Here is a 22,222-nt window from a genome sequence, read left to right on the forward strand (position 1 = left end):
TGAAGTGGGTGAGGAGGCTGGGGAGGGTGGAGATGGGGCGCGGGGTCAGGCCTTGGCGCGCAGGACGTCGATGTTGCCCCAGTTGGTCCGTGCGCGGATCTTGACGGTGTCCTCCGTCTGCTCCGGGGCCTCGGACGCGGTCAGCGCGTTGCGGACCTGCCCGCGGTGGGAGCTGACGTCGAGCCAGGCGGCGGTGCCCTCGCGGACGCCGACCTCGATGGAGCCGTTGGAGGTGTCCAGCCGGACCTCCCCGCGGGCGACCTCGGCGACGCGCAGGTGGCCGTTGGTCGAGGTGCCGACGACCGACGCCTCGGCGCGCGTGATGTCGATGCCCCCGTTGGTGCCGCTCATCCGCAGCTCGCCGGTGACGACGCCGACGGTCGTGGTGCCGTTCGTGTTCTTCAGGACGGCGGGTCCAGCCACGGTGCCGACGCGGATGTCGCCGCTGCTGCTGCTGATCTCGGCGCGGCCCTCGGCGTGGCCCACGGTGATCGAGCCGTGCGACACCTCCAGGCGCAGTGACCCGGTTGTGTCGAGCCGGACGTCGCCGGTCGATGTCTTCACGCGGACCTCGCCGAGGACACCCTCGCCGAGCACCTGCGTCCAGGAGCCGGTCGCGTCGACGCCGGAGCCGGTGGGCAGTTCGACCGTCACGGAGACGATGCCGCTCGGTCCGATCACGCGGCGCTCCTTCGTCCTGATGCTGAGGACGCCGTTCACGAACGTGACCTCGGTCTGCGCGGCCGCCTTCACGTCCTTGTCCCGCTTCGGGTCGCCCGGCTGCACGTCGACGACGGTGTCGGCCCGGTCGGTGGCGCTGAACTGGACGGACCCGGCGCCGACGTGGGCGACGACCGAGATCGGCTCGGGAGTGTCGAAAGTAGGCATGGCTGTACCGTCCTCGTGGCTGATGGGGGCGTCCCCGCAGGTGGGACGTGGTGTGGGTGAAGTGGTCGGCGGGCGGGGCTAGCGCACCCAGCCCGTGAAGTTCTGTCCGGTGCGGGTCTTCTGTGCCGTACGGGGCGGTGCTCCGCCGTCCACCGCGGCCGACACGGCGCGCACCAGCCACGCGTTGACCGACAGGCCCTCGCGGTTCGCGGCCTCCTCGGCGCGGGCCTTGAGGTGGGCCGGCAGGCGCAGGTTGACGCGGGCGGTGCCGCCCTCGTCGCCGTCGGCGGGGGTCGGGAGCGGTTCCACGGCGGGGGAGTCGGTGTAGGTGGGCGGCGGTGTCACCACGAAATCGGGGTCGAGGCCGCGCAGTCGTACGTCGACCGAGCCGGGGGCGAGTTCGCGGGTGATCTCGTCCATCGCGGCGGAGAGCACGTTGAGCATGGTCAGCCGGGTCGCCGACTCCAGAGGGGCGGTGAGCCGCTCGGCCAGCTCACGGGCTTCGTCGCCACCGGCTTCGGCGGCCACCGCCAGTTCGCGGCGGAGGGTGTCGACGTACGGGGTGAGGTCCATGGCGTCATGATGGCACCACTTTGGCGCCATGCGCAAGCGTGGTGGCGTCGAGCTGACGTCGGAGGGAGGGTGGGGTGCGCGGATGGGTGCCTTGACCTGCGAGAAACAGATGGCGCCGGGTTGGCTTGCGGTGATGTCACGTGGCGTTACTCGGTGAGGTGCGGCACCACGAGGTGCCACGAGGTGCCATGTGGTGCCACGGTGGCGTCTCGAGGGGGCTTGAGGGGGCTTGAGGTGACGGGTCTCAGTTGTCGGCCGCGCGGCGATCGCGGAGGCCGCCCAGTTCCACCGCGGTGCAGCGCCAGCGGCGGTCCCGGCCCTGTTCCACGCGGAAGGCCATGGCGCGCAGCTGGTCGCCGGCGCCGATGCGGGCGAAGGCCTCGAAGGCGCCGGGGCGAGGGACGTAGTAGCCGATGTCGCGGACCACGGGGCGGGTGCCGCGGGCGCGGAGGGGGCCGCGTTCGGCGAGCGTGGCCAGTTCGTCGTAGGCCTGCCCGACGGTGTGCCGGAGCATCGAGTGGACGGGGCGCTGGCCGCTGAGGACCAGGACGAGGAGTTCGGCGATGTGGTCGGTGGGGTGGAGCTGGGGGACGGGGCTGTACGGGGTGCGGGTGGGGGCGGCGTGGCTCGCTCCGAGGGTGATGGGGCCGGGGGGAGTGGGGGTCGCTGGGCGGTTGTCCGTGGGCCTGGTGCGGCTGGTGGGGCCGGTGCCGTTCGGGGAGCCCGGCGGGCGGCCGTCGTCGGGGGCGGTGCGGGTGGCGCCGCCGACCGGAGTGCGGGGCGGGGCTCCGCCGGGGCGGCGGGTGTCGCGGCGGCTCGGCGGGCGGGTGCCGGGGCGGAGCTGCGACCTGGTCATGACCTTGTTCATGGAGATCCCCGTTCGTGGAGCCCGGAGCGGTGCGATGTGTACCGGGCGGTAACTTCGGCGGTTGGGGATCTTGTACGGGGGCGAGGGCGGCCGCGGCAAGGAAGGGCCGGGCTGATGGCGAGGGCCGGGAAGGTTCGCTTATCCGGGTGATTCCAGGGGGCGGAAGCCCGGGATCGCGGGGGTGTGCCGGGTGAGTTTCCGGACGCGGGTGGACGCCTTCGGGTGTCGGGGTGGGGGCTCGAAAGGGGACGCCAGGGCTGCTTCCGCACGTATCCTGAAGGCCTCCGAGGGCATGTCGTCGGCCTCCCCGGATCCCGCCCCCCGACCACGAAAGCGGCAGCCACCATGCGCGTCTACGTCCCCCTGACCCTCTCCGGTCTCGCCGAGGCGTACAAGACGGGCGAGTTGGGTCCCGGTCCGCTCGTCGCCTACGCCGTGACGCCCGCGTTGCGCGAGTGGTACCTCTCCGACGACATCGAGGAACTGGAATACGCGGCGCTGAACCGGGCCGCGCTCGCCTCGCTTCGGCTGCTGGCGGCCGACCCCGAGGCGGTACGGCGCCGGGTCGTGGTCGCGGTCGACGTGCCCGACGGCGCGGCGGTGGCCGACCCGGACCGCGGGCTCGATCCGGCGGCGCTCGGCGAGGTGCGGGTCGCCCGGGGCGTGGCGCTGGCCAAGGCGGCCGCGGTGCACGTCGACGCGAGCGACGCCGAGGGCGACGTGGCCGCGGGGGCGCGGGCGCTGGCGGCGGCGGACGGCGGGGACGACGACGCGCAGTTCGTCGTGGACGGGACCGAGGACCACGAACTGCTCTGGTACGCCACGCAGGAGATCGCGAACCTGGTGGGACTGGACGGCTGAGGCCGTCAGGCCGCGCCGGTTGAGTGCCGGTTGGGCATATTCCGGCATATTCGTCCCCTGACCTGCGGGTCTCTTGATTGTCAGTGGGGGCGGGTAGGTTTTTGGCATGGGGATGCACGGCATGGGGACGCACGGCAGGGGCACGCGCACGGGCGCGCACATCGTCTGGGACTGGAACGGGACGCTGTTCCACGACAACGACGCGATCATCGGGGCGACGAACGCGGCGTTCGCCGAGCTGGGGCTCGCGCCGATCACGATGGAGCAGTACCGGGCGCTGTACTGCGTGCCGGTGCCGAAGTTCTACGAGCGGTTGATGGGGCGGCTGCCCACCGAGGCCGAGTGGCTGGTCATGGACGAGACCTTCCACCGGTACTACACCGAGCACCGGGTGGGGTGCGGGCTCACGGTCGGGGCGACGGAGCTGCTCATCGGGTGGCGGTCGGCGGGACGCAGCCAGTCGATCCTCAGCATGTACGGGCACGAGGACCTGGTACCCCTGGTGCGCGGGTTCGGGATCGAGGCGCACTTCGTCCGGGTCGACGGGCGTACCGGGCCGTCCGGGGGGAGCAAGGCGGAGCACATGGAGCGGCACGTGGCGGCGCTCGCCGGGGTCGATCCGGCTCGTACGGTGGTGATCGGGGACGCCGCCGACGACGCGGTGGCCGCACTGCACGTGGGGGCGCGGGCGGTGCTGTACACCGGGGGATCGCACAGCCGGGCGAGCCTGGAGGAGGTCGGCGTTCCGGTCGTCGACTCACTGGCCGAGGCCGTCGCGGAGGCGGAGCGCATAGCGGCGTGACCGTTTGGCGCGAGGGCGGGGACTGTGCAGAACGTCAAAGTTCGACCCCTGCTTTTGTACACATACGGCTCATGACGGGGCCCCTGTAGGGAGCGATAGCCTTGGTGGCGTGATCAGCGCGATATCTCGCGGGGGCACTGTCGCCCCTGCCCTGCGCCCGGAGAACACGGACGACATCCGTGTCCGGGCGTCAGTCGCTGGTCCGCGCGGGCGGGACGGAGGTGCGGAACCCTCCAGGGCGCCGCGCACACCTCGTGACAGGGCCTCCCAGAGAGCAGCGTCACACCTTTCGAGGGCGTCGACATTGGCTGATATCACCCCGCCCATCTCACCTCGCGGCATAGCGTCGGAGCGGACCGGACACCCCGGGCCGTGGCGTAGAGCCGCTGAGGAAGAGACCGAACTTCCTTCAACGTCACGCAACGGCGCGCGACAGGAGCCAGAGGACCATGCAGACCAAGCTGGACGAAGCCAAGGCCGAGCTGCTCGAGAGGGCCGCCCGGGTAGCTGAGAACAGCCCGGTCGGGGGGCATCTACCGACCGGGACGACGGACGAGGGCACCCCTGACCGGGAGTCCGTGCTCGCGTTCCTCCAGCGCTACTACCTGCACACCGCCCCGGAGGACCTCACCGACCGCGACCCGGTCGACGTCTTCGGAGCCGCCTTCTCCCACTACCGGCTGGCCGAGAACCGGCCACAGGGCACGGCCAACGTGCGGGTCCTCACGCCCACCGTGGAGGAGAACGGCTGGGCGTGCAGTCATTCGATCGTCGAGGTCGTCACCGACGACATGCCCTTCCTGGTCGACTCGGTCACCAACGAGCTGACCCGGCAGGGACGTGGGATCCACGTCGTCATCCACCCGCAGGTCGTCGTCCGCAGGGATCTCACGGGGCAGCTGATCGAGGTGCTCCCGCAGCGCCCCGCCGGCGACCGCAGCGAGCTTCCGCACGACGCGCACACCGAGTCCTGGATCCACGTCGAGATCGACCGCGAGACCGACCGCGCGGACCTCAAGCAGATCACCGCCGATCTGCTGCGGGTGCTGTCGGACGTCCGCGAGACGGTCGAGGACTGGGAGAAGATGCGGGACGCGGCGCTGCGGATGGCCGAGGAGCTGCCCGCCGAGCCCGTCGCCTCCGATCTGCGCGAGCAGGACATCGAGGAGGCCCGTGAGCTGCTGCGCTGGCTGGCCGCCGACCACTTCACCTTCCTCGGGTACCGCGAGTACCAGCTCCGCGAGGACGACTCCCTCGCCGCCGTGCCGGGCACCGGCCTCGGCATCCTGCGCTCCGACCCGCATCACGCTGAGGACGAGAGCCACCCGGTCAGCCCCTCCTTCGAGCGGCTGCCCGCCGACGCCCGGGCCAAGGCGCGCGAGCACAAGCTGCTGGTGCTGACCAAGGCCAACAGCCGCGCGACCGTGCACCGGCCGTCGTACCTCGACTACATCGGCGTGAAGAAGTTCGACGCCGAGGGCAACGTCGTCGGTGAGCGGCGCTTCCTCGGGCTGTTCTCCTCCGCGGCCTACACCGAGTCCGTCCGCCGCGTGCCCGTCATCCGCCGCAAGGTGGACGAGGTGCTCCAGCGTGCCGGGTTCTCGCCCAACAGCCACGACGGGCGCGACCTGCTCCAGATCCTGGAGACCTACCCGCGCGACGAGCTCTTCCAGACCCCGGCCGACGAGCTCCAGTCCATCGTCACCAGCGTCCTCTACCTCCAGGAGCGGCGCCGGCTGCGGCTCTACCTGCGCCAGGACGAGTACGGCCGCTACTACTCGGCCCTCGTCTACCTGCCCCGCGACCGGTACACCACCGGTGTCCGGCTGCGGATCATCGACATCCTGAAGGAGGAGCTCGGCGGCATCAGCGTCGACTTCACCGCCTGGAACACCGAGTCGATCCTGTCCCGGCTGCACTTCGTGGTCCGGGTCCCGCAGGGCACCGAGCTGCCCGAGCTCAGCGACAGCGACAAGGAGCGCATCGAGGCCCGCCTCGTCGAGGCCGCCCGCTCCTGGGCCGACGGGTTCGCCGAGGCCCTCACCGGTGAGCTGGGCGAGGAGCGCGCCGCCGAGCTGCTGCGCCGCTACGGCAGTGCCTTCGCCGAGGGCTACAAGGCCGACCACACCCCGCGCGCGGCCGTCGCCGACCTGTGCCACCTTGAGCAGCTCACCGAGGAGAACAACTTCGCCCTGAGCCTGTACGAGCCGGTCGGCTCGGCCCCCGAGGAACGCCGCTTCAAGATCTACCGCAAGGGCGAGGCCGTCTCCCTGTCCGCGGTGCTGCCGGTGCTCAGCCGCCTCGGCGTCGAGGTGACCGACGAGCGGCCGTACGAACTGCGCTGCTCGGACCGTACGACGGCCTGGATCTACGACTTCGGTCTGCGCATGCCCAAGTCGCAGAACGGCGCCGGGGACTACCTCGGCGACGACGGCCGTGAGCGCTTCCAGGAGGCGTTCGCCGCGACCTGGACCGGCAAGGCGGAGAACGACGGCTTCAACGCCCTCGTGCTCAGCGCGGGCCTCGGCTGGCGGCAGGCGATGGTGCTGCGGGCGTACGCCAAGTACCTGCGCCAGGCGGGCTCCACGTTCTCGCAGGACTACATGGAGGACACCCTCCGCAACAACGTCCACACCACGCGCCTGCTCGTCTCCCTGTTCGAGGCGCGGATGTCGCCGGACCGGCAGCGGGCCGGGCGCGAGATCGTGGACGCGCTCCTCGAAGAGGTCGACGCGGCGCTCGACCAGGTGGCGAGCCTCGACGAGGACCGCATCCTGCGCTCCTTCCTGACCGTCATCAAGGCGACCCTGCGCACGAACTTCTTCCAGGAGGCCGCCGGCGGCAAGCCGCACGACTACGTCTCCATGAAGTTCGACCCGCAGGCCATCCCGGACCTGCCCGCGCCCCGCCCGGCGTTCGAGATCTGGGTCTACTCCCCGCGCGTCGAGGGCGTCCACCTCAGGTTCGGCAAGGTCGCGCGCGGTGGTCTGCGCTGGTCCGACCGGCGTGAGGACTTCCGGACCGAGATCCTCGGCCTGGTGAAGGCGCAGATGGTGAAGAACACCGTCATCGTGCCGGTGGGCGCCAAGGGCGGCTTCGTCGCCAAGCAGCTGCCCGACCCGAGCGTGGACCGGGAGGCATGGCTGGCCGAGGGCATCGCCAGCTACAAGGTGTTCATCTCGGCGCTGCTCGACATCACCGACAACATGGTCGCCGGCGAGGTCGTCCCGCCCGCCGACGTCGTCCGGCACGACGGGGACGACACCTACCTGGTCGTCGCCGCCGACAAGGGCACCGCGACCTTCTCCGACATCGCCAACGGGGTCGCGGAGTCGTACAACTTCTGGCTCGGTGACGCCTTCGCCTCCGGCGGCTCGGCCGGTTACGACCACAAGGGCATGGGCATCACCGCGCGCGGTGCCTGGGAGTCCGTCAAGCGGCACTTCCGGGAGCTGGGTGTCGACACCCAGACCGAGGACTTCACGGTCGTCGGCATCGGTGACATGTCCGGTGACGTGTTCGGCAACGGCATGCTGCTCAGCGAGCACATCCGCCTGGTCGCCGCCTTCGACCACCGGCACATCTTCATCGACCCGAAGCCGGACTCGGCGACCTCCTACGCCGAGCGGCGCCGCGTCTTCGAGCTGCCGCGCTCCAGCTGGGCCGACTACGACACCGAGCTGATCTCGGCCGGTGGCGGCGTGTTCCCGCGTACCGCCAAGGCCATCCCGCTCAACGCGCACATCCGCGAGGCCCTCGGTATCGAGGGCAAGGTCTCCAAGATGACGCCGGCCGACCTGATGAAGGCCATCCTCAAGGCGCCGGTCGACCTGCTGTGGAACGGCGGCATCGGCACGTACGTGAAGTCGAGCGCGGAGACGCACGCGGACGTCGGCGACAAGGCCAACGACCCGATCCGCGTCGACGGCGCCGACCTGCGCGTCAAGGTCGTCGGCGAGGGCGGCAACCTGGGCCTGACCCAGCTCGGCCGGATCGAGTTCGCGCTGCACGGCGGCAAGATCAACACCGATGCCATCGACAACAGCGCGGGCGTGGACACCTCCGACCACGAGGTGAACATCAAGATCCTGCTCAACGGCCTGGTCACCGAGGGCGACATGACGGTCAAGCAGCGCAACAAGCTGCTCGCCGAGATGACCGACGAGGTCGGTCGCCTGGTCCTGCGCAACAACTACGCGCAGAACACCGCGATCGCCAACGCGCTCGCCCAGTCCAAGGACATGCTCCACGCCCAGCAGCGGTACATGCGCCACCTGGTGCGTGCCGGACTGCTGGACCGGGCCCTGGAGTTCCTGCCCACCGACCGGCAGATCCGTGAACGCCTCGGCGCCGCACAGGGCCTGACCAGCCCGGAGACGGCCGTCCTGCTGGCGTACACGAAGATCACGGTCGCCGAGGAGCTGCTGCACACCTCGCTTCCGGACGACCCGTATCTGCACGGTCTGCTGCACACGTACTTCCCGAAGGCCCTGCGGGAGCAGTTCCCGGAGCACATCGACAACCATCCGCTGCACCGTGAGATCACCACGACCGTCCTGGTCAACGACACGGTCAACACAGGCGGTACGACGTATCTGCACCGGCTGCGCGAGGAGACCGGGGCCTCCCTGGAGGAGATCGTCCGGGCGCAGACCGCGGCCCGCGCGATCTTCCGCTCGGCCGCCGTGTGGGACGGCGTGGAGTCCCTCGACAACCGGGTCGAGGCCGCCGTACAGACCCGTATCCGGCTGCACTCGCGCCGGCTCGTCGAGCGCGGCACGCGCTGGCTGCTCAACAACCGGCCGCAGCCGCTCCAGCTCGCCGAGACCGTCGAGTTCTTCGGGGAGCGCGTCGAGCAGGTGTGGTCGCAGCTGCCGAAGCTGCTCCGGGGCGCGGACCTGGAGTGGTACCAGCAGATCTACGACGAGCTGTCGGGCGGCGGCGTGCCGGACGAACTCGCCACGCGCGTGGCCGGGTTCTCCTCCGCCTTCCCCACGCTCGACATCGTCTCGGTGGCCGACCGCATGGGCAAGAAGCCGCTGGACGTCGCCGAGGTCTACTACGACCTCGCCGACCGGCTGCACATCACCCAGCTCATGGACCGCATCATCGAGCTGCCCCGCGCGGACCGCTGGCAGTCCATGGCCCGCGCCTCCATCCGCGAGGACCTCTACGCGGCCCACGCGGCACTGACCGCGGACGTCCTCGCGGTCGGCAACGGCACCTCCACCCCCGAGCAGCGCTTCAAGGCCTGGGAGGAGAAGAACGCGGCGATCCTCGGCCGGGCGCGCACGACCCTGGAGGAGATCCAGGGCTCGGAGACGTTCGACCTCGCCAACCTGTCGGTGGCCATGCGGACGATGCGCACACTGCTGCGGACGCATTCGTAGGCCGTACGAGCTCGTAGTGCAGTACGAGCAACAGGGCGCCCCGGGCCGGGAATCGGCTCGGGGCGCCCTTTTCTTGGCTTGCTTTAGGCAAAGGGGAGGGCCACGAATTACCGTTTCCCGCTAAGAGTTGTGCCGTGAACGCGTGGGTTGTCGGCGGCAGCGGTGCCGTGGTGAATTTCGCCGTCTTCAATGTGCTGCTGCACGGGCTCGGCCGGCGGGCCCTGGTGGCGACGGTGCTCGCGAGCGTCATCGCCGTGTTCACGAACTACCTCGGCCTGCGCCTCCTCGCCCACCACGACCGCGAGGTGGGGATCGGTGAGCGCCCCGCTCTGTTCTTCGCCTTCCGCGGGATCGGCGTGGTGATGGAGAGCGGACTGTTCTACGTCGGCTATCACGGCCTCGGCCTTCACGGACCGCTCGGTTCGAACGCCGTGAAGGCCGTGTCCCTCGTACTCGCGTCGGCTTTCCGGTTCCTGGTCCGCCGCACGTGGGCGGTGCCGCACGAAGCGCTCAGCCGGTCCTAGACGGCGACCTTCGGCTTCGCCTTGGCCTTGGGCTTCGCCGCCGTCTTGTCCGTCTTGTCGCCGGTGAAGGCCTCGTACTCCTTCAGGACGTCCTCCGTCGGGCCGTCCATGCGCAGCTCGCCGCGCTCCAGCCACAGGACGCGATCGCAGGTGTCGCGGATCGACTTGTTGTTGTGGCTGACCAGGAACACGGTGCCGGCGTGCTTGCGCAGTTCGCGGATGCGCTGCTCGGAGCGCTTCTGGAAGGAGCGGTCGCCGGTCGCGAGGGCCTCGTCGATGAGGAGGACGTCGTGGTCCTTGGCGGCGGCGATGGAGAAGCGGAGCCGGGCGCCCATGCCGGAGGAGTAGGTGCGCATGGGCAGGGTGATGAAGTCGCCCTTCTCGTTGATGCCGGAGAAGTCGACGATCTCCTGGTAGCGCTCCTTGACCTGCTCGCGGGACATGCCCATCGCGAGGCCGCCGAGGTAGACGTTGCGCTCGCCGGTGAGGTCGCCCATCAGGGCCGCGTTGACGCCGAGCAGGGAGGGCTGGCCGTCGGTGTAGATGGCGCCGCTCTCCACGGGGAGCAGGCCGGCGACGGCCTTGAGCAGCGTCGACTTGCCGGAGCCGTTGGTGCCGATGAGGCCGATGGCCTCGCCCTTGTAGGCGACGAACGACACCTTCTTCACGGCGTGCACCTTGCGCACGCCGGACGCCTTCTCGGTCTTCTCGCGGCGCAGGATGCGGTTGAGGGCGGCGGTCGCGGAGCCCTTGCCGGCGCCGGTGCCGTTGACGCGGTAGACGATGTCCACGCTGTCCGCGATCACGGTGGGGGCGGGTACCTGGTCGTTGATGTTCGCGTTCTCAGCCACGGCCGTACGTCTCCTCAGCCTTCCAGAAGTAGATGAAGCCGCCGACTCCGGCGAGCAGGGCCCAGCCCGTCGCGATCAGCCACACATGGGCCGGCAGTTGGCTCGCGTGGAAGCTGTCGATCAGCGCGAAGCGCATCAGGTCGATGTAGATCGCGGCCGGGTTGGCCTGGAGGACGGGGACCACCCACGACGGCCAGTCGCTGTGCTTGCTCGCCAGGTGCTCGATGCTCCACATGACGCCTGAGACGTACATCCACGTACGCAGCACGAACGGCATCAGCTGCGCGATGTCCGGGGTCTTGGCGCCGAGCCGGGCCATGACCATCGAGACGCCGGCGTTGAAGACGAACTGCAGGACCAGCGCCGGGAGTGCCAGCACCCAGGACGCCGCCACCGGCACACCGAAGCAGAGCAGGATGACGACGAGGGCGCACATGGAGAACAGCAGCTGCTGGAGCTGCTGGAGGCAGAACGAGATCGGCAGCGCGGCCCGCGGGAAGTGCAGGGCGCGCACCAGGCCCAGGTTGCCGGAGATCGCGCGGGTGCCCGCCAGGATCGAGCTCTGGGTGAACGTCCAGATGAACACGCCCGTCACCAGGAACGGGACGTAGTCCGGAACACCCTTCTTGGTGCCGAGCAGCACACCGAAGATGAGGAAGTACACCGCCGCGTTGAGCAGCGGGTTCATCACCTGCCAGATCTGGCCGAGCTTCGCCTGGCTGTACTGGGCGGTGAGCTTGGCGGTCGAGAACGCGGTGATGAAGTGGCGCCGGGCCCACAGCTGGCGGATGTACTCGGACAGCGTCGGACGGGCACCGCTGACCGAGAGGCCGTGGCGGGCGGCGAGGGCCGCGAGGTCGCCGGCGGCGGGCGCGGGGGGCGTCGCCTCCGTCGGGGGCGGTGTGTGGAGGACCTGGCTCACATCCGCTGCTTTCGCTCAAGGGGGGTGGGGTGCGGTGACCGGGCTCGTCGCCGGGAGTTTCCTTACGTGACTCTTCACGTTCTCTTACGTCGGGACGGGACCGTATCGTCGCAACGTGAGCGTAGGCCGACTGGGCGTCGGAACGCAACCGTTTCGTCGTGACGCGTTGCGTGGGGACGATCCCGTATCGTCGTAACGCCCCTATGCTGGTCCGTATGACGACCAACGCCGAGGAGCCTCAGACGCGTCCGCGCCGCCGGGCACCCGCCGGGGCGGCCGTGCTGCGCGAGGACGTGACGGAAGCCATCCGGGCGGCCGTCTTCGAGGAGCTCGCGGCCGTCGGCTACGCGCGGATGTCCATCGAGGGGATCGCGCGCCGCGCGGGCGTCGGCAAGACGGCGGTGTACCGCCGCTGGCGTTCCAAGCTGCACCTGGTGCTCGACGTGGTGTCGGCGCTCGCCGTGCAGGGGCTTCCGGTGCCGGACACGGGCGCCCTGGAGAGTGATCTGCGGCTGCTGTACGAGATGACGTCAAGGGCGCTGCGGCACCCGGTGGCCTCGCAGATCCTGCCGGACCTCCAGGCCGAGGCGGCCCGCAATCCCGAGATCGCCGAGGCCGTGCAGAAGGCGCTGCGGGACGGTCAGGAGGGTGTCGCCAGCAAGATCATCGTGGCGGCGGAGCAGCGCGGTGAGGTCCGGGTGGGCCGCGACGACGAGCTGGCCCTGGACCTGATCTCCGGGCCGCTGTACTGGCGGTCGGTCGTGATCCGCAGCCCGAAGCTGCCCAAGGGGTACCTCGACGCCCTCGCGCGGGCCACGGCGGCGGCGATCAAGGCGTTGTAGGCGGTGCAGGCGCCCGGACGGCCGCTTGGATGGCCCAGGCGCTGTGGTGCCGTGGTGCCGTAGGCCCCTGCCCGGCCGGGCTCAGCCGCGGGTCGCCGCCGGGTGAAGTCGTACCCAGCCCTCCCAGGCCGAGGTGATCATGTCCTCCACGTCATGTCGGGCCTTCCAGCCGAGTTCGGCGGTGATGCGGTCGGCGGAGGCGACGACGCGGGCCGGGTCGCCGGGGCGGCGGGGGGTGACGGTCGGGGGGCGGTCGTAGCCGGTGACGGCGTTGACACGGTCGATCATCTCGCGGACGGAGACGCCTTCGCCGCGGCCGATGTTGAGGGTGAGGTCACGGCCGGGCGCGGAGCGCAGGGCGCGGGCCGCCGCCACATGGGCCTCGGCCAGGTCGACCACGTGGATGTAGTCACGGACGCAGGTGCCGTCGGGGGTCGGGTAGTCGTCGCCGAAGATGCGCGGGGGCGCGTTCTCCGTGAGCTTCTCGAAGATCATGGGGATCAGGTTGAAGACGCCGGTGTCGGCGAGGGCGGGGGTCGCCGCGCCCGCCACGTTGAAGTAGCGCAGGGACGCGGTGGCCAGGCCCGTCGCCCGGCCCGTCGCGCGGACCAGCCATTCGCCCGCCAGCTTCGTCTCGCCGTACGGCGACATGGGCGCGCACGGGGTCTCCTCCGTGACCAGCTCCACGTCCGGCATGCCGTACACGGCCGCCGACGAGGAGAAGACGAACGACGGCACCCCGGCCCCGGTCACCTGCTCCAGCAGGACGCGCAGACCCTCCACGTTCTCCCGGTAGTAGTGCAGCGGCAGATCGACCGACTCGCCCACCTGCTTCTTCGCCGCCAGATGCACGACCCCGGTGATCCCGTGGTCGGCCAGCGCGCGCGCCACCCGCTCGCCGTCCAGCGTGGAGCCGACCACCAGCGGCACCCCGTCCGGGACCCGCTCGGCGATGCCCGTCGAGAGGTCGTCGTACACCACCGTGCCCTCGCCCGCCTGGGTCATCGCCCGTACGACGTGCGCCCCGATGTATCCGGCGCCGCCGGTGATCAGCCAGGTCATGTACGGCCGTCCCCTCGTCAGTGAGCGTGGTGGTCATCGTGGTCGTGGTGGTGGGCGTGCTCGGCGCGTGCTCGGCAGCGGTGTCAGTCAACCAGGCCGGGGGTGGCGCCGGAGACGGCTGTGGACACACCCCGCGAACGGGTGGGCGCGCGCAGGGGTTCCGGGCGGGCGCCCGTCGTGCGCCACAGGCGCGTGAAGGACAGGGTGGCCGCCGTCACCAGCAGCGCGTTGCGCAGCAGCATCAGCGCGCAGCCCGTCCAGGTCGCGGCCTCCACCTCGGCGTACAGGACCGGGTACACCACCGCGCTGACCGCCGTCGCGGCCACGATCAGCGCGGCCACCGGGCGCTGTGCGGTGTGCCGCGAGGTCAGGCACACGGCGGCCAGCCCCAGCAGCCAGACCAGGTACTGCGGGCTGATCACCCGGCTGGTCACCGTGAACAGCAGCACGGCCGTGAGCGCCGCGTCGTACGGCGTCGCCGGCGTCCAGCGCCTGGCCCGCACCCGCCACCACAGCAGCAGGCCGCCGGCGGCCGCGGTGGCGACGAGGGAGGCGTGGGCGATCAGGGAGACGTACGGACCCGTGTACTCCAGGGCGCCGTACTGGTAGCGGACCGTGCCCGGCCAGCCGGCGTGGGTGGCGAGGGCGAGGGCCGTGCCGCCGAGCGACTCGATCTGCACGCCCCGGCCGCCCTGTTGGCGCAGGAAGGCGAGGGGGTTGTCGAAGCGGGCCAGCAGGAGGGCGAGGGCCGCCGTCCCCGTCAGCGCCGCCCACCGCCATGCCGACCGGGTCGCGCGGCCCCGCTCCACGCCCAGCAGCACCAGCACCGGCCACACCTTCACCAGCGCGCCCAGCGCCGCGAACGCGCCGCACACACGCGTGGAGCGCGGCAGCGTCAACAGCGCGAGGACGGCCAGGGCCGTGACCTGCACGTCGTAGCGTGCGAGCGGGACGTGCAGGAGGAGCGGGAGACCGCCGGTCCAGAGGGCGGCGCCGTGCGGACTGCGGCCAGGGCGTGCACCCGCGCGGGCCAGCGCGTACGTGATCGCCGCGTCGGCGAGGAGGGTCAGGCCCACGAACGCCTGGAAGTACGTCAGGCCGGGCAGCAGGGCCGGGGACAGCAGGACCGGGCCCGCGCCGGGCGGGTACTGCCACAGCGGGTCGTGCGCGGGGAAGGCGCCGGTGGTCAGGACGCCGTACCAGTGGGCGTACAGCCGCCACACCTCACGGGCGACACCGCCGCCGCCCAGCAGGGGCAGCGTGTCGTGGGCGAGCAGCCACAGCATCAGGGCGCGGGTGGTGAGCCAGGCGGCGGGCAGGAGGAGGGCGGGGCGAGGTCTCATCACGGCGGATCGTAAGGCGCCGGATCGCCGATTTCGTGCCCATACGTGCGGGTGGCTACTCCTGTGCCGCCGCGTTCGACGCCGCCGTGTCCAGGGCCGTCGTCAGTTCGTCCAGGCGGGCCCGCAGCTCGCGGATCTCGTCCACGTCGAAGCCGGTCGCGCCGGCGATGCGGCGGGGCACCTGGAGGGCGTGCTCACGCAGGGCCCGCCCCTGTTCGGTGAGCCGCACCTCCACCGACCGCTCGTCGCGGACGCTGCGCTCACGGTGCACCAGGCCGGCCGCCTCCAGCCGCTTGAGCAGCGGCGAGAGCGTGCCGGAGTCGAGGCGCAGGTGTTCGCCGAGCTTCTTGACCGGCAGATCGCCCTGTTCCCACAGGACCAGCATCACCAGGTACTGCGGGTAGGTGAGCCCCAGGTCCTTGAGGATCACGCGGTAGACGCCGTTGAAGGCGCGGGACGCCGCGTGCAGCGAGAAGCAGATCTGCTGGTCCAGGCGGAGCCAGTCGGTCGTGGGCGAGGTCATGACTCCAGGATAGCTCGGTCGAGCAATTAGATTGTGCACAACTGAATTGTGTGCTCTACTTGTGGTCATCGGGTTCACGACCCCCGAGTCACGACCTCCGAGAGGACTGGTTTTCCATGGACGCGCTCTACACCGCTGTCGCCACCGCCACCCACGGCCGCGAGGGTCGCGCCGTCTCCAACGACGGCAAGATCGACCTCCCGCTGAGCTTCCCGGTGGAGATGGGCGGCGACGGTCAGGGCACCAACCCCGAGCAGCTGTTCGCCGCCGGTTACGCCGCCTGTTTCGGCAGCGCCCTCGGTCTCGTCGGCCGGCAGGCCAAGGTCGACGTCAGCGACGCCGCGGTGACCGCCGAGGTCGGCATAGGCAAGCAGGGCGAGGGCTTCGCCCTCAAGGTGACGCTCCGCGTCGAGCTCCCGGACGGTGTCGACGAGGCGACGGGGCGCAAGCTCGTCGAGACCGCCCACCAGGTCTGCCCGTACTCCAACGCCACCCGCGGCAACGTCCCGGTCGAGCTCGTCATCGAGTAGTCGTCACGAACGTCACGCGTACGAAGGGCCGGTGCTTCCCGCACCGGCCCTTCGCGTTTCTCGGCTTCGTGTTCCCTCAGCGGCCGGGACGACCGGCCGGGCGCCAGGTGGACGGCCGGGTCGGGGTGGGCCGGGACGGACTGGACGGCATGGTGACTCCGGGAGACGAGGGGCGATCAGATGCTGTCGGTGAGCGTGGCCGAGGGCGACGCGGGCCGTGGCACCGTGGTCAGCGGGGAGTGTGCCAGGGCGGCCGCCGCGGACGGCACGGGGTACCGGTCGGCGAGCGGCAGCACCGGCGGCGACCCGGTCTCGCCCAGCACGACATGGCGTACGACCCGCTCGGCGGCGCGGCCGTCGTCGTACGGGCAGAAACGCTCACGGAACGCCGAGCGCAGCTGGGTGGAGCGGGAGCCGCGCCAGTGGCCGGTGGCGAAGATGTCGATCAGCTCGTCCTCGCTGCGCGCGACCGCGCCCGGCGGGAAGGAGCGCAGGTCGAAGTAGGTGCCGCGGGCCGCCTCGTAGGCCGCGTAGTCGTCGTCGGCGGCGTGGACCACGATCGGCCGGTCGAGGCCCGCGTAGTCGAACATCAGGGACGAGTGGTCGGTGACCAGGGCGTCCGAGGCCAGGCAGAGGGACTCCACGCTCGGGTGGCCGGTGACGTCGATGACCCGGGACGGGTCGGCGGCGCGCGGGCCCTCGTGACGGTGGTGTGCGCGGGCCAGTACGACGAAGCGGGGGCCCAGGCGGCGCAGGACGCGGTCCAGGTCGAGGGCGGGGCGCTGGGTGCGGCGGTAGTCGCGGTGGGCCGGCGCGTACAGGATGGCGACCGTGCCCTCCGGGATACCGAGTTGCTCGCGCAGCCGTCGCACGTCCTCCGAAGTGGCCCGCTGGAACACGTCGTTGCGGGGATTTCCGTACGGCAGTGTGGTGTAGCCGCCGGGGAACACGCGCTCCCAGGTCAGGGTGGCGTGGCGGTTGGCGGACAGGACGTAGTCCCAGGTGTCGACGTCCTCAAGGAGGGCCTCGACGTCCATGTCCCGGGCTGCGGCGGGGTGTTCGAGGAGGTCCAGGCCCATGTGCGCGAGGGGTGTGCCCTGTTGGGTCTGGACGAGGACCTGGCCGGGGCGCTTGACCAGACGGCGGTCGAACCCGACGTCGTCGACGAGGTACTTGGAACGGGCCAGCGCCGTCCAGTAGGCGGCGGTGCCGGGGCGGACGCGGCGCGTGGCGGCCGGGATCGTGTGGTGGTACTCGGGGTCGGCGATCCACGCCGTGCGGATGTGCGGGGCGAGAGCACGGAACGCCGATTCGAGGGCGCCCGGATTGCCGCCGTGGCCGTGGCCCCGGTGGGCGGCGAAGACCGCGCGGTCCGCGCGCAGGGGAAGGCGGAGCTGGACCCGGTAGTGGAGCCGCAGGGTCACCGTGCGGAGGGACCTGGCCAGGCGGGTGGCGAGGGCCGCGGTCCGACGCCCGAGCCGCTTCGCCGCCACCGACGCGCGGTAGGTGCGGTGCAGGTTCAGCCGGACCAGGGTGTGGCGCAGGCGTGCGCGCAGGGGGACCGGGTGGCCCGGAGTGCGGTAACGGCGGTAGTGGTCACGGGCCTTGCTCAGGAACGCGGCGCGGGTGCCCCGGCACTCGGCGAACACCGCCGACAGCTGGTCGACCATGCGGCGGAACAACACCGGCCGCCAGCGCGCGAGTTCGGGATGCTGGTCGAGAAACGCGAAGAGCCGGTCGTACTGGTCGAAGACGTCGAAGTGGCGGCCGGAGGCGTCGCCCCGGCGCCGCCGCTGCCGGTGGTGCACGCACACCCCGTCGAGGGTCGCGAGGGTCTCCGCCCTCATCAGGGCCGGGTACGTCCAGGGGATGTCCGTGTGGTGGCCGGGCGGGAAGCGCAGGCCCGCGCGTTCCACGAACTCCCGCCGGTACGTCTTGTTCCAGGCCGCCGTGGTCAGCCGCAGCAGCCCGGGGCGGTCCTCCAGGCGGAACGGCGCGGGTCCCTGCTCGGTGAGCTGGAGGCCCGGCCCGTCGTCGGCGGTCACGCCCCGCCAGTCGGTGTGCGCGTGCCCGTGGACCAGCACGTCCGGCTCGCCCGTCTCCTTCAGCCGGTCGGCGATCGCCCGGAGCGCGTCCGGGGTGAGGGTGTCGTCGCCGTCCAGGAACACCACGTAGTCGCCGGTCGCCGCCGCCAGACCGGCGTTGCGGGCCGGGCCGAGTCCCCGGTTCTCGGCGAGGTGCACCGGCCGCACCCGGGGGTCGCGGGCCGCGAACTCGTCGACGATCTCACCGCAGGCGTCCGGCGAGCGGTCGTCGACGGCGATCACTTCCAGATCCGGGTACGACTGGGAGAGCACCGACTCCAGGCACGCGTGCAGATACGCCTGGACCTCGTACGCGGGGACGATGACACTGAACCTGGGCAAGGCACATCCATGGGGGTGGGGTCGGCGCGGGCGTTCGGCCCGGGAACGGCCGGTGGAGTGACTTGGTTACGACGCTTGCGGCATACGGGGGACTCCGGGCGCGCGTGAGGGGGCGGACCGCTCCCGGCCCGCCCCCTCCGCCACGTCAACCTCCGTGTCGTACGCGCTACTTGACCGCGCCCGCCATCACGCCGGACACGAACTGCCGCTGGAACGCGAAGAACACGATCAGCGGGATGACCATCGAGATGAAGGCGCCGGTCGCCAGGATCTCGATGTTGCTGCCGAACTGCCGTACCTGCTGCTGCAGGGCGACCGTCAGCGGCTGTGAGTCGGCGTTGGTGAACACCAGCGCCACCAGCATGTCGTTCCACACCCACAGGAACTGGAAGATGCCCAGCGAGGCGAGTGCGGGGGCCGCGAGGGGCAGGACGACGGTGGCGAACAGCCGGGCCTCGCCCGCCCCGTCCAGGCGCGCCGCCTCCAGGAGTTCCCGGGGGATCTCCGCGAAGAAGTTGCGCAACAGGAAGATCGCGAACGGCAGTCCGAAGCCGACGTGGAACAGGACCGCGGCGATGATGTCGCCGAAGATCCCGAGCTCCCGGAACAGCACGGTCAGCGGGATCAGCGCCACCTGCACCGGCACCACCAACAGGCCCACCACGACCATGAACCAGGTGTCGCGGCCCTTGAAGTCCAGCCACGCGAAGGCGTAACCCGCCATCGCCCCGAAGAGCACCACCAGCAAGGTCGCCGGAACCGTGATCCAGATGGTGTTGAACAGGGAGTCGGTGATCGTCTCGTTCTTCAGCAGCGTCTCGTAGCTGTGCGCGGTCAGCTGGCCCGGTGCGCTGAACACCTTCCACCAGCCCGAGGCGGCGATGTCGGTCGGATCGCGGAACGAGGAGACCAGCAGCCCGAAGGTCGGCACCAGCCAGACCAGCGCGATACAGATCAGGAAGATCCGCAATGCCCCGCCGGCCGCCCCGCTCGCCACCCGGGCGGCGAGGGAACGCTTGGCGCGCACGGTCGTGTCAAGAGTGGCGGTCGTGTCGAGAGTGGTCACCGCTCACGCTCCTTCCGCAGCCGTCGCAGATTGATCCACATCACCGGCAGCACGAGCAGCAGCAGGATGACACCGATCGCGCTGCCGAGGCCGTAGCTGCTGCCACCGCCGAAGGACGCCTGGTAGAGCTGGAGCGCCAGCACGTTGGCGTCGTCCATGGTGGGCTGCGGGGCGATGATGTAGACCAGGTCGAAGATCTTCATCACGTTGATCATCAGCGTGACGAGGACGACGACCAGGACCGGCGCCAGCATCGGCACCGTGATCCGCCGGAACACCTGCCACTCATTGGCGCCGTCGACCCGGGCCGCCTCCAGGAGGTTGCGGTCGACCCCGGCCAGCCCGGCCGCGATCAGCACCATCGCGAAGCCCGCCCACATCCATACGTACGCCCCGATGATCGCCGGGGTGACCAGGGTCGGGCCGAGCCAGTCGATGCCGTTGTAGGGCGCCGCGAAGTTCGAGCCGGGGAGCCTCAGTTGGGCCCCGTCCGCCTCGCCGGGAAGATGGAAGGTGCCGTCGGCGCCGCTCTTCGTGGAGGCGACGACCTCGCCGTTCTTCACGGCCTCGATCTTGACGCCCTTCAGCGCCTTCTCACCGGCGTCGATCTCGCCCTTCGTACCGCCGCCGCCCAGCTTGAAGTCCAGCCAGACCGTGCCGTCGACGCCGTCGCCGGTGGCCTCCTTCGCGGCCTCCGGGGTGCCGGGCAGCTTGTTGGGCGCGATGCCGACGAGCGGCAGCAGCGCCGGGGTGCCGGCCCGCACCGTGCCGGTCGTGGTGAACGAACCGCCGCCGGAGGCCTTCAGATCGCTCACCGCCGCGTTCGGCCGGGCCTTCGGATAGACCGAGGAGTCCACGAACGCGTCGTGCACGCTCGTCACCACCGCGTTGGCGACCCCCTGATCCGGGTCCGCCGCGTACACCAGCCGGAAGATGATCCCGGCCGCGAGCATCGAGATCGCCATCGGCATGAAGACGATCAGCTTGAACGCCGTGCCCCAGCGCACCCGTTCGGTCAGCACCGCGAAGATCAGACCGAACGCGGTGACGACGGCCGGCGCGACCGCCACCCAGATCGCCGTGTTGCGTACGGCCGTCAGCGTGGCGTCGTTGCTGAAGATGTCGCCGTAGTTGTCCAGGCCGATGAAGTTCGAGCCGCCGGCGTCGTAGAGGCTGCGCCAGATCGAGTACCCGATCGGGTAGACCACGAGCGCGCCGAGCAGGACCAGCGCGGGCAGCAGGAACAGCACCGCCACCCACAGTCTGGTCCGCGTCACGCTCTTGCGCGGAGGGACGGAGGGCGTCGGCAGTGCGCCGGCGCCCTCCGTCGAGTTCGCCACCGAGGCCACGGCGTCAGCTCGACCCGTAGGCCTTGGCCGCGTCGGCCTCCAGCTTCTGCTGGGCGCCCGCGACATCGCTCGGGTTGCTCAGGAAGTCCTGGAGGTCCTTCCACTCGCCGGTGCCCTGCGTGCCGCCGAAGGCCGCCGGGGCCTGGTCGGACATGTCGAACCGGAAGTCGTCACCGGCGTCGATGAGCGCCTTGGCGATCTGCCGGGTCACGTCGTCCTTGTACTTGCTCTGGTCCATCTCCTTGTTGGGGGAGAGGATGCCGCCCTGCGCCGCCCAGATCTCGGCCGCGTCGGTGGAGGCGAGGAACGTCAGCAGCGCCTGGGCGCCCTTGCCGTCCTTCAGCGCCACGGCCACGTCACCGCCGCTGACCACGGGGGAGTCGGCGCCGACCGCCGGGAACGGGAAGACCTTGGCGTCCGTGCCCACCTTCGCCTTGGTGTCGGCGTTGATGTTCGCGGTCACGAAGTCGCCCTCGTAGACCATCGCGGCCGGGGTGTCACCGGTGAAGGCCTGGGTGACCGACTTCGGGAAATCCGTGTCCAGCGCGCCCTTGCGGCCACCCGCGATCAGCTCGTCCTTGCCCCACAGCTCGGCGAGCGTGGTGAGGGCCTGCTTGACGGACGGATCCGTCCACTTGATCTTGTGCTGGGCGAGCTGGTCGTACTTCTCCGGCCCGGCCTGGGACAGATAGACGTTCTCGAACCAGTCGGTCAGCGTCCAGCCGTCGGCGCCGCCGATCGACACGGCGGGGGAACCGGCGTCGGACAGCGTCTGCGCGGTGGTGAGGAACTCCTTCCATGTCTTCGGCGTTTCCGTGATCCCGGCCGCGTCGAAGGCCGCGGTGTTGTACCAGATCAGCGACTTGTTGGCGGCCTTCGCATAGACGCCGTACTGCTGACCGTCCACCGCCCCGAGGTCACGCCAGCCCTGGGAGAAGTTCTTGTCCAACTGGGCCTTGGCCTCCGCCCCGAGGGGCTTGAGCCACTTCTTCTCCGCGAACTGCTTCAGCACACCGACCTGCGGCAGGAACGCCACGTCCGGCGGCTGGCCGCCCTCGATCTTGGCGCCGAGGAAGGTGGAGGTGTTGTTGCCCGTCGGTACGAACTTGACCTTGGCGCCGGTGCGCTTGGTGAACTCCTTCAGGACCTGGGTGAAGTTCTCCTGCTCCGCTCCGGTCCAGACGGCGGCGACCTCCAGGGTCTGGCCGTCGAGCTTGGGGAGCGTCACGGAGGTGCTGTTGTCCGTGCCCTTGCTCTCGTTGTCACTCGCGTTGTCGTCGTCTCCGCCGCACGCGGTGAGCACCAGGGCTCCCGCGAGGAGGGCCGCGGCCGTCGCCATGGCCCTGCGTGTCCGGTAGGTGCTGCTCGTGCTGCGCATCACTGCCCCGTTCTTCGTTCGTCG

General features: G+C 70.7%; 18 protein-coding genes. 6 read left to right on the forward strand and 12 right to left on the reverse strand.

Features of this window, described 5'->3' with window-relative positions; genetic code table 11:
- Positions 1-45: 45 nt before the first annotated feature.
- From OG885_RS27500 to OG885_RS27510, 3 genes are all read right to left on the reverse strand, one after another.
- Positions 46-888: a DUF4097 family beta strand repeat-containing protein gene (locus OG885_RS27500; RefSeq protein WP_405736197.1), complete on the reverse strand. Its 843-nt coding sequence runs from the start codon at positions 886-888 to the stop codon at positions 46-48.
- Between the two features lie 78 nt (positions 889-966).
- Complete coding sequence (locus OG885_RS27505) at positions 967-1,461, reverse strand: toxin-antitoxin system HicB family antitoxin (protein ID WP_405736199.1); 495 nt, start codon at positions 1,459-1,461, stop codon at positions 967-969.
- Positions 1,462-1,705: 244 nt separating this feature from the next.
- Positions 1,706-2,329 carry an Rv3235 family protein gene (locus tag OG885_RS27510; RefSeq protein WP_405736202.1) on the reverse strand — a complete coding sequence of 208 codons (624 nt, stop codon included), beginning with the start codon at positions 2,327-2,329 and terminating at the stop codon, positions 1,706-1,708.
- 345 nt (positions 2,330-2,674) lie between these two features.
- On the opposite strand from OG885_RS27510, the gene OG885_RS27515 reads away from it, so the two are divergent.
- The 4 genes from OG885_RS27515 to OG885_RS27530 all read left to right on the forward strand — a co-directional run bounded on the left by OG885_RS27515 (position 2,675) and on the right by OG885_RS27530 (position 9,906).
- Positions 2,675-3,190: a DUF6912 family protein gene (locus tag OG885_RS27515; RefSeq protein WP_405736205.1), complete on the forward strand. Its 516-nt coding sequence runs from the start codon at positions 2,675-2,677 to the stop codon at positions 3,188-3,190.
- 106 nt (positions 3,191-3,296) lie between these two features.
- Entirely contained in the window at positions 3,297-3,992 is a 696-nt protein-coding gene (locus tag OG885_RS27520) for an HAD family hydrolase (protein WP_405736208.1), read from the forward strand.
- A 449-nt stretch (positions 3,993-4,441) separates the two neighbouring features.
- Positions 4,442-9,382, forward strand: coding sequence for an NAD-glutamate dehydrogenase (locus OG885_RS27525; RefSeq protein ID WP_405736210.1), 4,941 nt, complete (start codon positions 4,442-4,444; stop codon positions 9,380-9,382).
- Between the two features lie 134 nt (positions 9,383-9,516).
- Positions 9,517-9,906 (forward strand): GtrA family protein, encoded by a 390-nt coding sequence (locus tag OG885_RS27530; RefSeq protein WP_405736212.1) that lies wholly within the window; start codon positions 9,517-9,519, stop codon positions 9,904-9,906.
- Here the strand turns inward: OG885_RS27530 and OG885_RS27535 are convergent.
- Together OG885_RS27535 and OG885_RS27540 are read right to left on the reverse strand one after the other, a co-directional pair.
- Complete coding sequence (locus OG885_RS27535) at positions 9,903-10,757, reverse strand: ABC transporter ATP-binding protein (protein ID WP_405736214.1); 855 nt, start codon at positions 10,755-10,757, stop codon at positions 9,903-9,905. The genes OG885_RS27530 and OG885_RS27535 overlap by 4 nt on opposite strands.
- Positions 10,750-11,679, reverse strand: coding sequence for an ABC transporter permease (locus OG885_RS27540; protein ID WP_405736216.1), 930 nt, complete (start codon positions 11,677-11,679; stop codon positions 10,750-10,752). The genes OG885_RS27535 and OG885_RS27540 overlap by 8 nt, the downstream gene beginning before the upstream one ends.
- A 203-nt stretch (positions 11,680-11,882) precedes the next feature.
- On the opposite strand from OG885_RS27540, the gene OG885_RS27545 reads away from it, so the two are divergent.
- Complete coding sequence (locus OG885_RS27545; RefSeq protein WP_405736218.1) at positions 11,883-12,521, forward strand: TetR/AcrR family transcriptional regulator; 639 nt, start codon at positions 11,883-11,885, stop codon at positions 12,519-12,521.
- Between the two features lie 81 nt (positions 12,522-12,602).
- Here OG885_RS27545 and galE read toward each other — a convergent pair whose 3' ends face one another.
- From galE to OG885_RS27560, 3 genes are all read right to left on the reverse strand, one after another.
- On the reverse strand, positions 12,603-13,583 hold the full coding sequence (gene galE, locus OG885_RS27550; protein WP_405736220.1) for a UDP-glucose 4-epimerase GalE: 981 nt from the start codon (positions 13,581-13,583) through the stop codon (positions 12,603-12,605).
- Between the two features lie 83 nt (positions 13,584-13,666).
- Complete coding sequence (locus OG885_RS27555) at positions 13,667-14,926, reverse strand: glycosyltransferase 87 family protein (RefSeq protein ID WP_405736222.1); 1,260 nt, start codon at positions 14,924-14,926, stop codon at positions 13,667-13,669.
- Between the two features lie 55 nt (positions 14,927-14,981).
- Positions 14,982-15,449, reverse strand: coding sequence for a MarR family winged helix-turn-helix transcriptional regulator (locus tag OG885_RS27560; protein ID WP_405736224.1), 468 nt, complete (start codon positions 15,447-15,449; stop codon positions 14,982-14,984).
- 116 nt (positions 15,450-15,565) lie between these two features.
- Between OG885_RS27560 and OG885_RS27565 the strand changes: the two genes are divergently transcribed.
- Positions 15,566-15,979 carry an organic hydroperoxide resistance protein gene (locus tag OG885_RS27565; protein ID WP_329338431.1) on the forward strand — a complete coding sequence of 138 codons (414 nt, stop codon included), beginning with the start codon at positions 15,566-15,568 and terminating at the stop codon, positions 15,977-15,979.
- A 176-nt stretch (positions 15,980-16,155) separates the two neighbouring features.
- Here the strand turns inward: OG885_RS27565 and OG885_RS27570 are convergent, their stop codons facing one another.
- The 4 genes from OG885_RS27570 to OG885_RS27585 all read right to left on the reverse strand — a co-directional run bounded on the left by OG885_RS27570 (position 16,156) and on the right by OG885_RS27585 (position 22,198).
- A complete protein-coding gene (locus OG885_RS27570; protein WP_405736228.1) occupies positions 16,156-18,405 on the reverse strand; it encodes a CDP-glycerol glycerophosphotransferase family protein in 2,250 nt (749 codons plus the stop codon).
- Positions 18,406-18,571: 166 nt separating this feature from the next.
- Positions 18,572-19,471: a carbohydrate ABC transporter permease gene (locus OG885_RS27575; protein ID WP_405736231.1), complete on the reverse strand. Its 900-nt coding sequence runs from the start codon at positions 19,469-19,471 to the stop codon at positions 18,572-18,574.
- On the reverse strand, positions 19,468-20,748 hold the full coding sequence (locus tag OG885_RS27580; protein WP_405742906.1) for a carbohydrate ABC transporter permease: 1,281 nt from the start codon (positions 20,746-20,748) through the stop codon (positions 19,468-19,470). Before OG885_RS27580 ends, OG885_RS27575 begins: the two co-directional genes overlap by 4 nt.
- A 76-nt stretch (positions 20,749-20,824) precedes the next feature.
- Complete coding sequence (locus OG885_RS27585; RefSeq protein WP_405736233.1) at positions 20,825-22,198, reverse strand: ABC transporter substrate-binding protein; 1,374 nt, start codon at positions 22,196-22,198, stop codon at positions 20,825-20,827.
- Positions 22,199-22,222: the final 24 nt, after the last annotated feature.

It is taken from the genome of Streptomyces sp. NBC_00028, from assembly GCF_045041065.1.
Classification (GTDB): Bacteria; Actinomycetota; Actinomycetes; order Streptomycetales; family Streptomycetaceae; genus Streptomyces.

Coding starts and splice junctions, on each gene's coding strand:
- OG885_RS27565 (WP_329338431.1), top strand. CDS start 15,566: ATGGACGCGCTCTACACCGCTGTCGCCACCGCCACCCACGGCCGCGAG.
- OG885_RS27555 (WP_405736222.1), bottom strand. CDS start 14,926: ATGAGACCTCGCCCCGCCCTCCTCCTGCCCGCCGCCTGGCTCACCACC.
- OG885_RS27515 (WP_405736205.1), top strand. CDS start 2,675: ATGCGCGTCTACGTCCCCCTGACCCTCTCCGGTCTCGCCGAGGCGTAC.
- OG885_RS27585 (WP_405736233.1), bottom strand. CDS start 22,198: ATGCGCAGCACGAGCAGCACCTACCGGACACGCAGGGCCATGGCGACG.
- OG885_RS27560 (WP_405736224.1), bottom strand. CDS start 15,449: ATGACCTCGCCCACGACCGACTGGCTCCGCCTGGACCAGCAGATCTGC.
- OG885_RS27525 (WP_405736210.1), top strand. CDS start 4,442: ATGCAGACCAAGCTGGACGAAGCCAAGGCCGAGCTGCTCGAGAGGGCC.
- OG885_RS27520 (WP_405736208.1), top strand. CDS start 3,297: ATGGGGATGCACGGCATGGGGACGCACGGCAGGGGCACGCGCACGGGC.
- galE (WP_405736220.1), bottom strand. CDS start 13,583: ATGACCTGGCTGATCACCGGCGGCGCCGGATACATCGGGGCGCACGTC.
- OG885_RS27505 (WP_405736199.1), bottom strand. CDS start 1,461: ATGGACCTCACCCCGTACGTCGACACCCTCCGCCGCGAACTGGCGGTG.
- OG885_RS27545 (WP_405736218.1), top strand. CDS start 11,883: ATGCTGGTCCGTATGACGACCAACGCCGAGGAGCCTCAGACGCGTCCG.
- OG885_RS27500 (WP_405736197.1), bottom strand. CDS start 888: ATGCCTACTTTCGACACTCCCGAGCCGATCTCGGTCGTCGCCCACGTC.
- OG885_RS27510 (WP_405736202.1), bottom strand. CDS start 2,329: ATGAACAAGGTCATGACCAGGTCGCAGCTCCGCCCCGGCACCCGCCCG.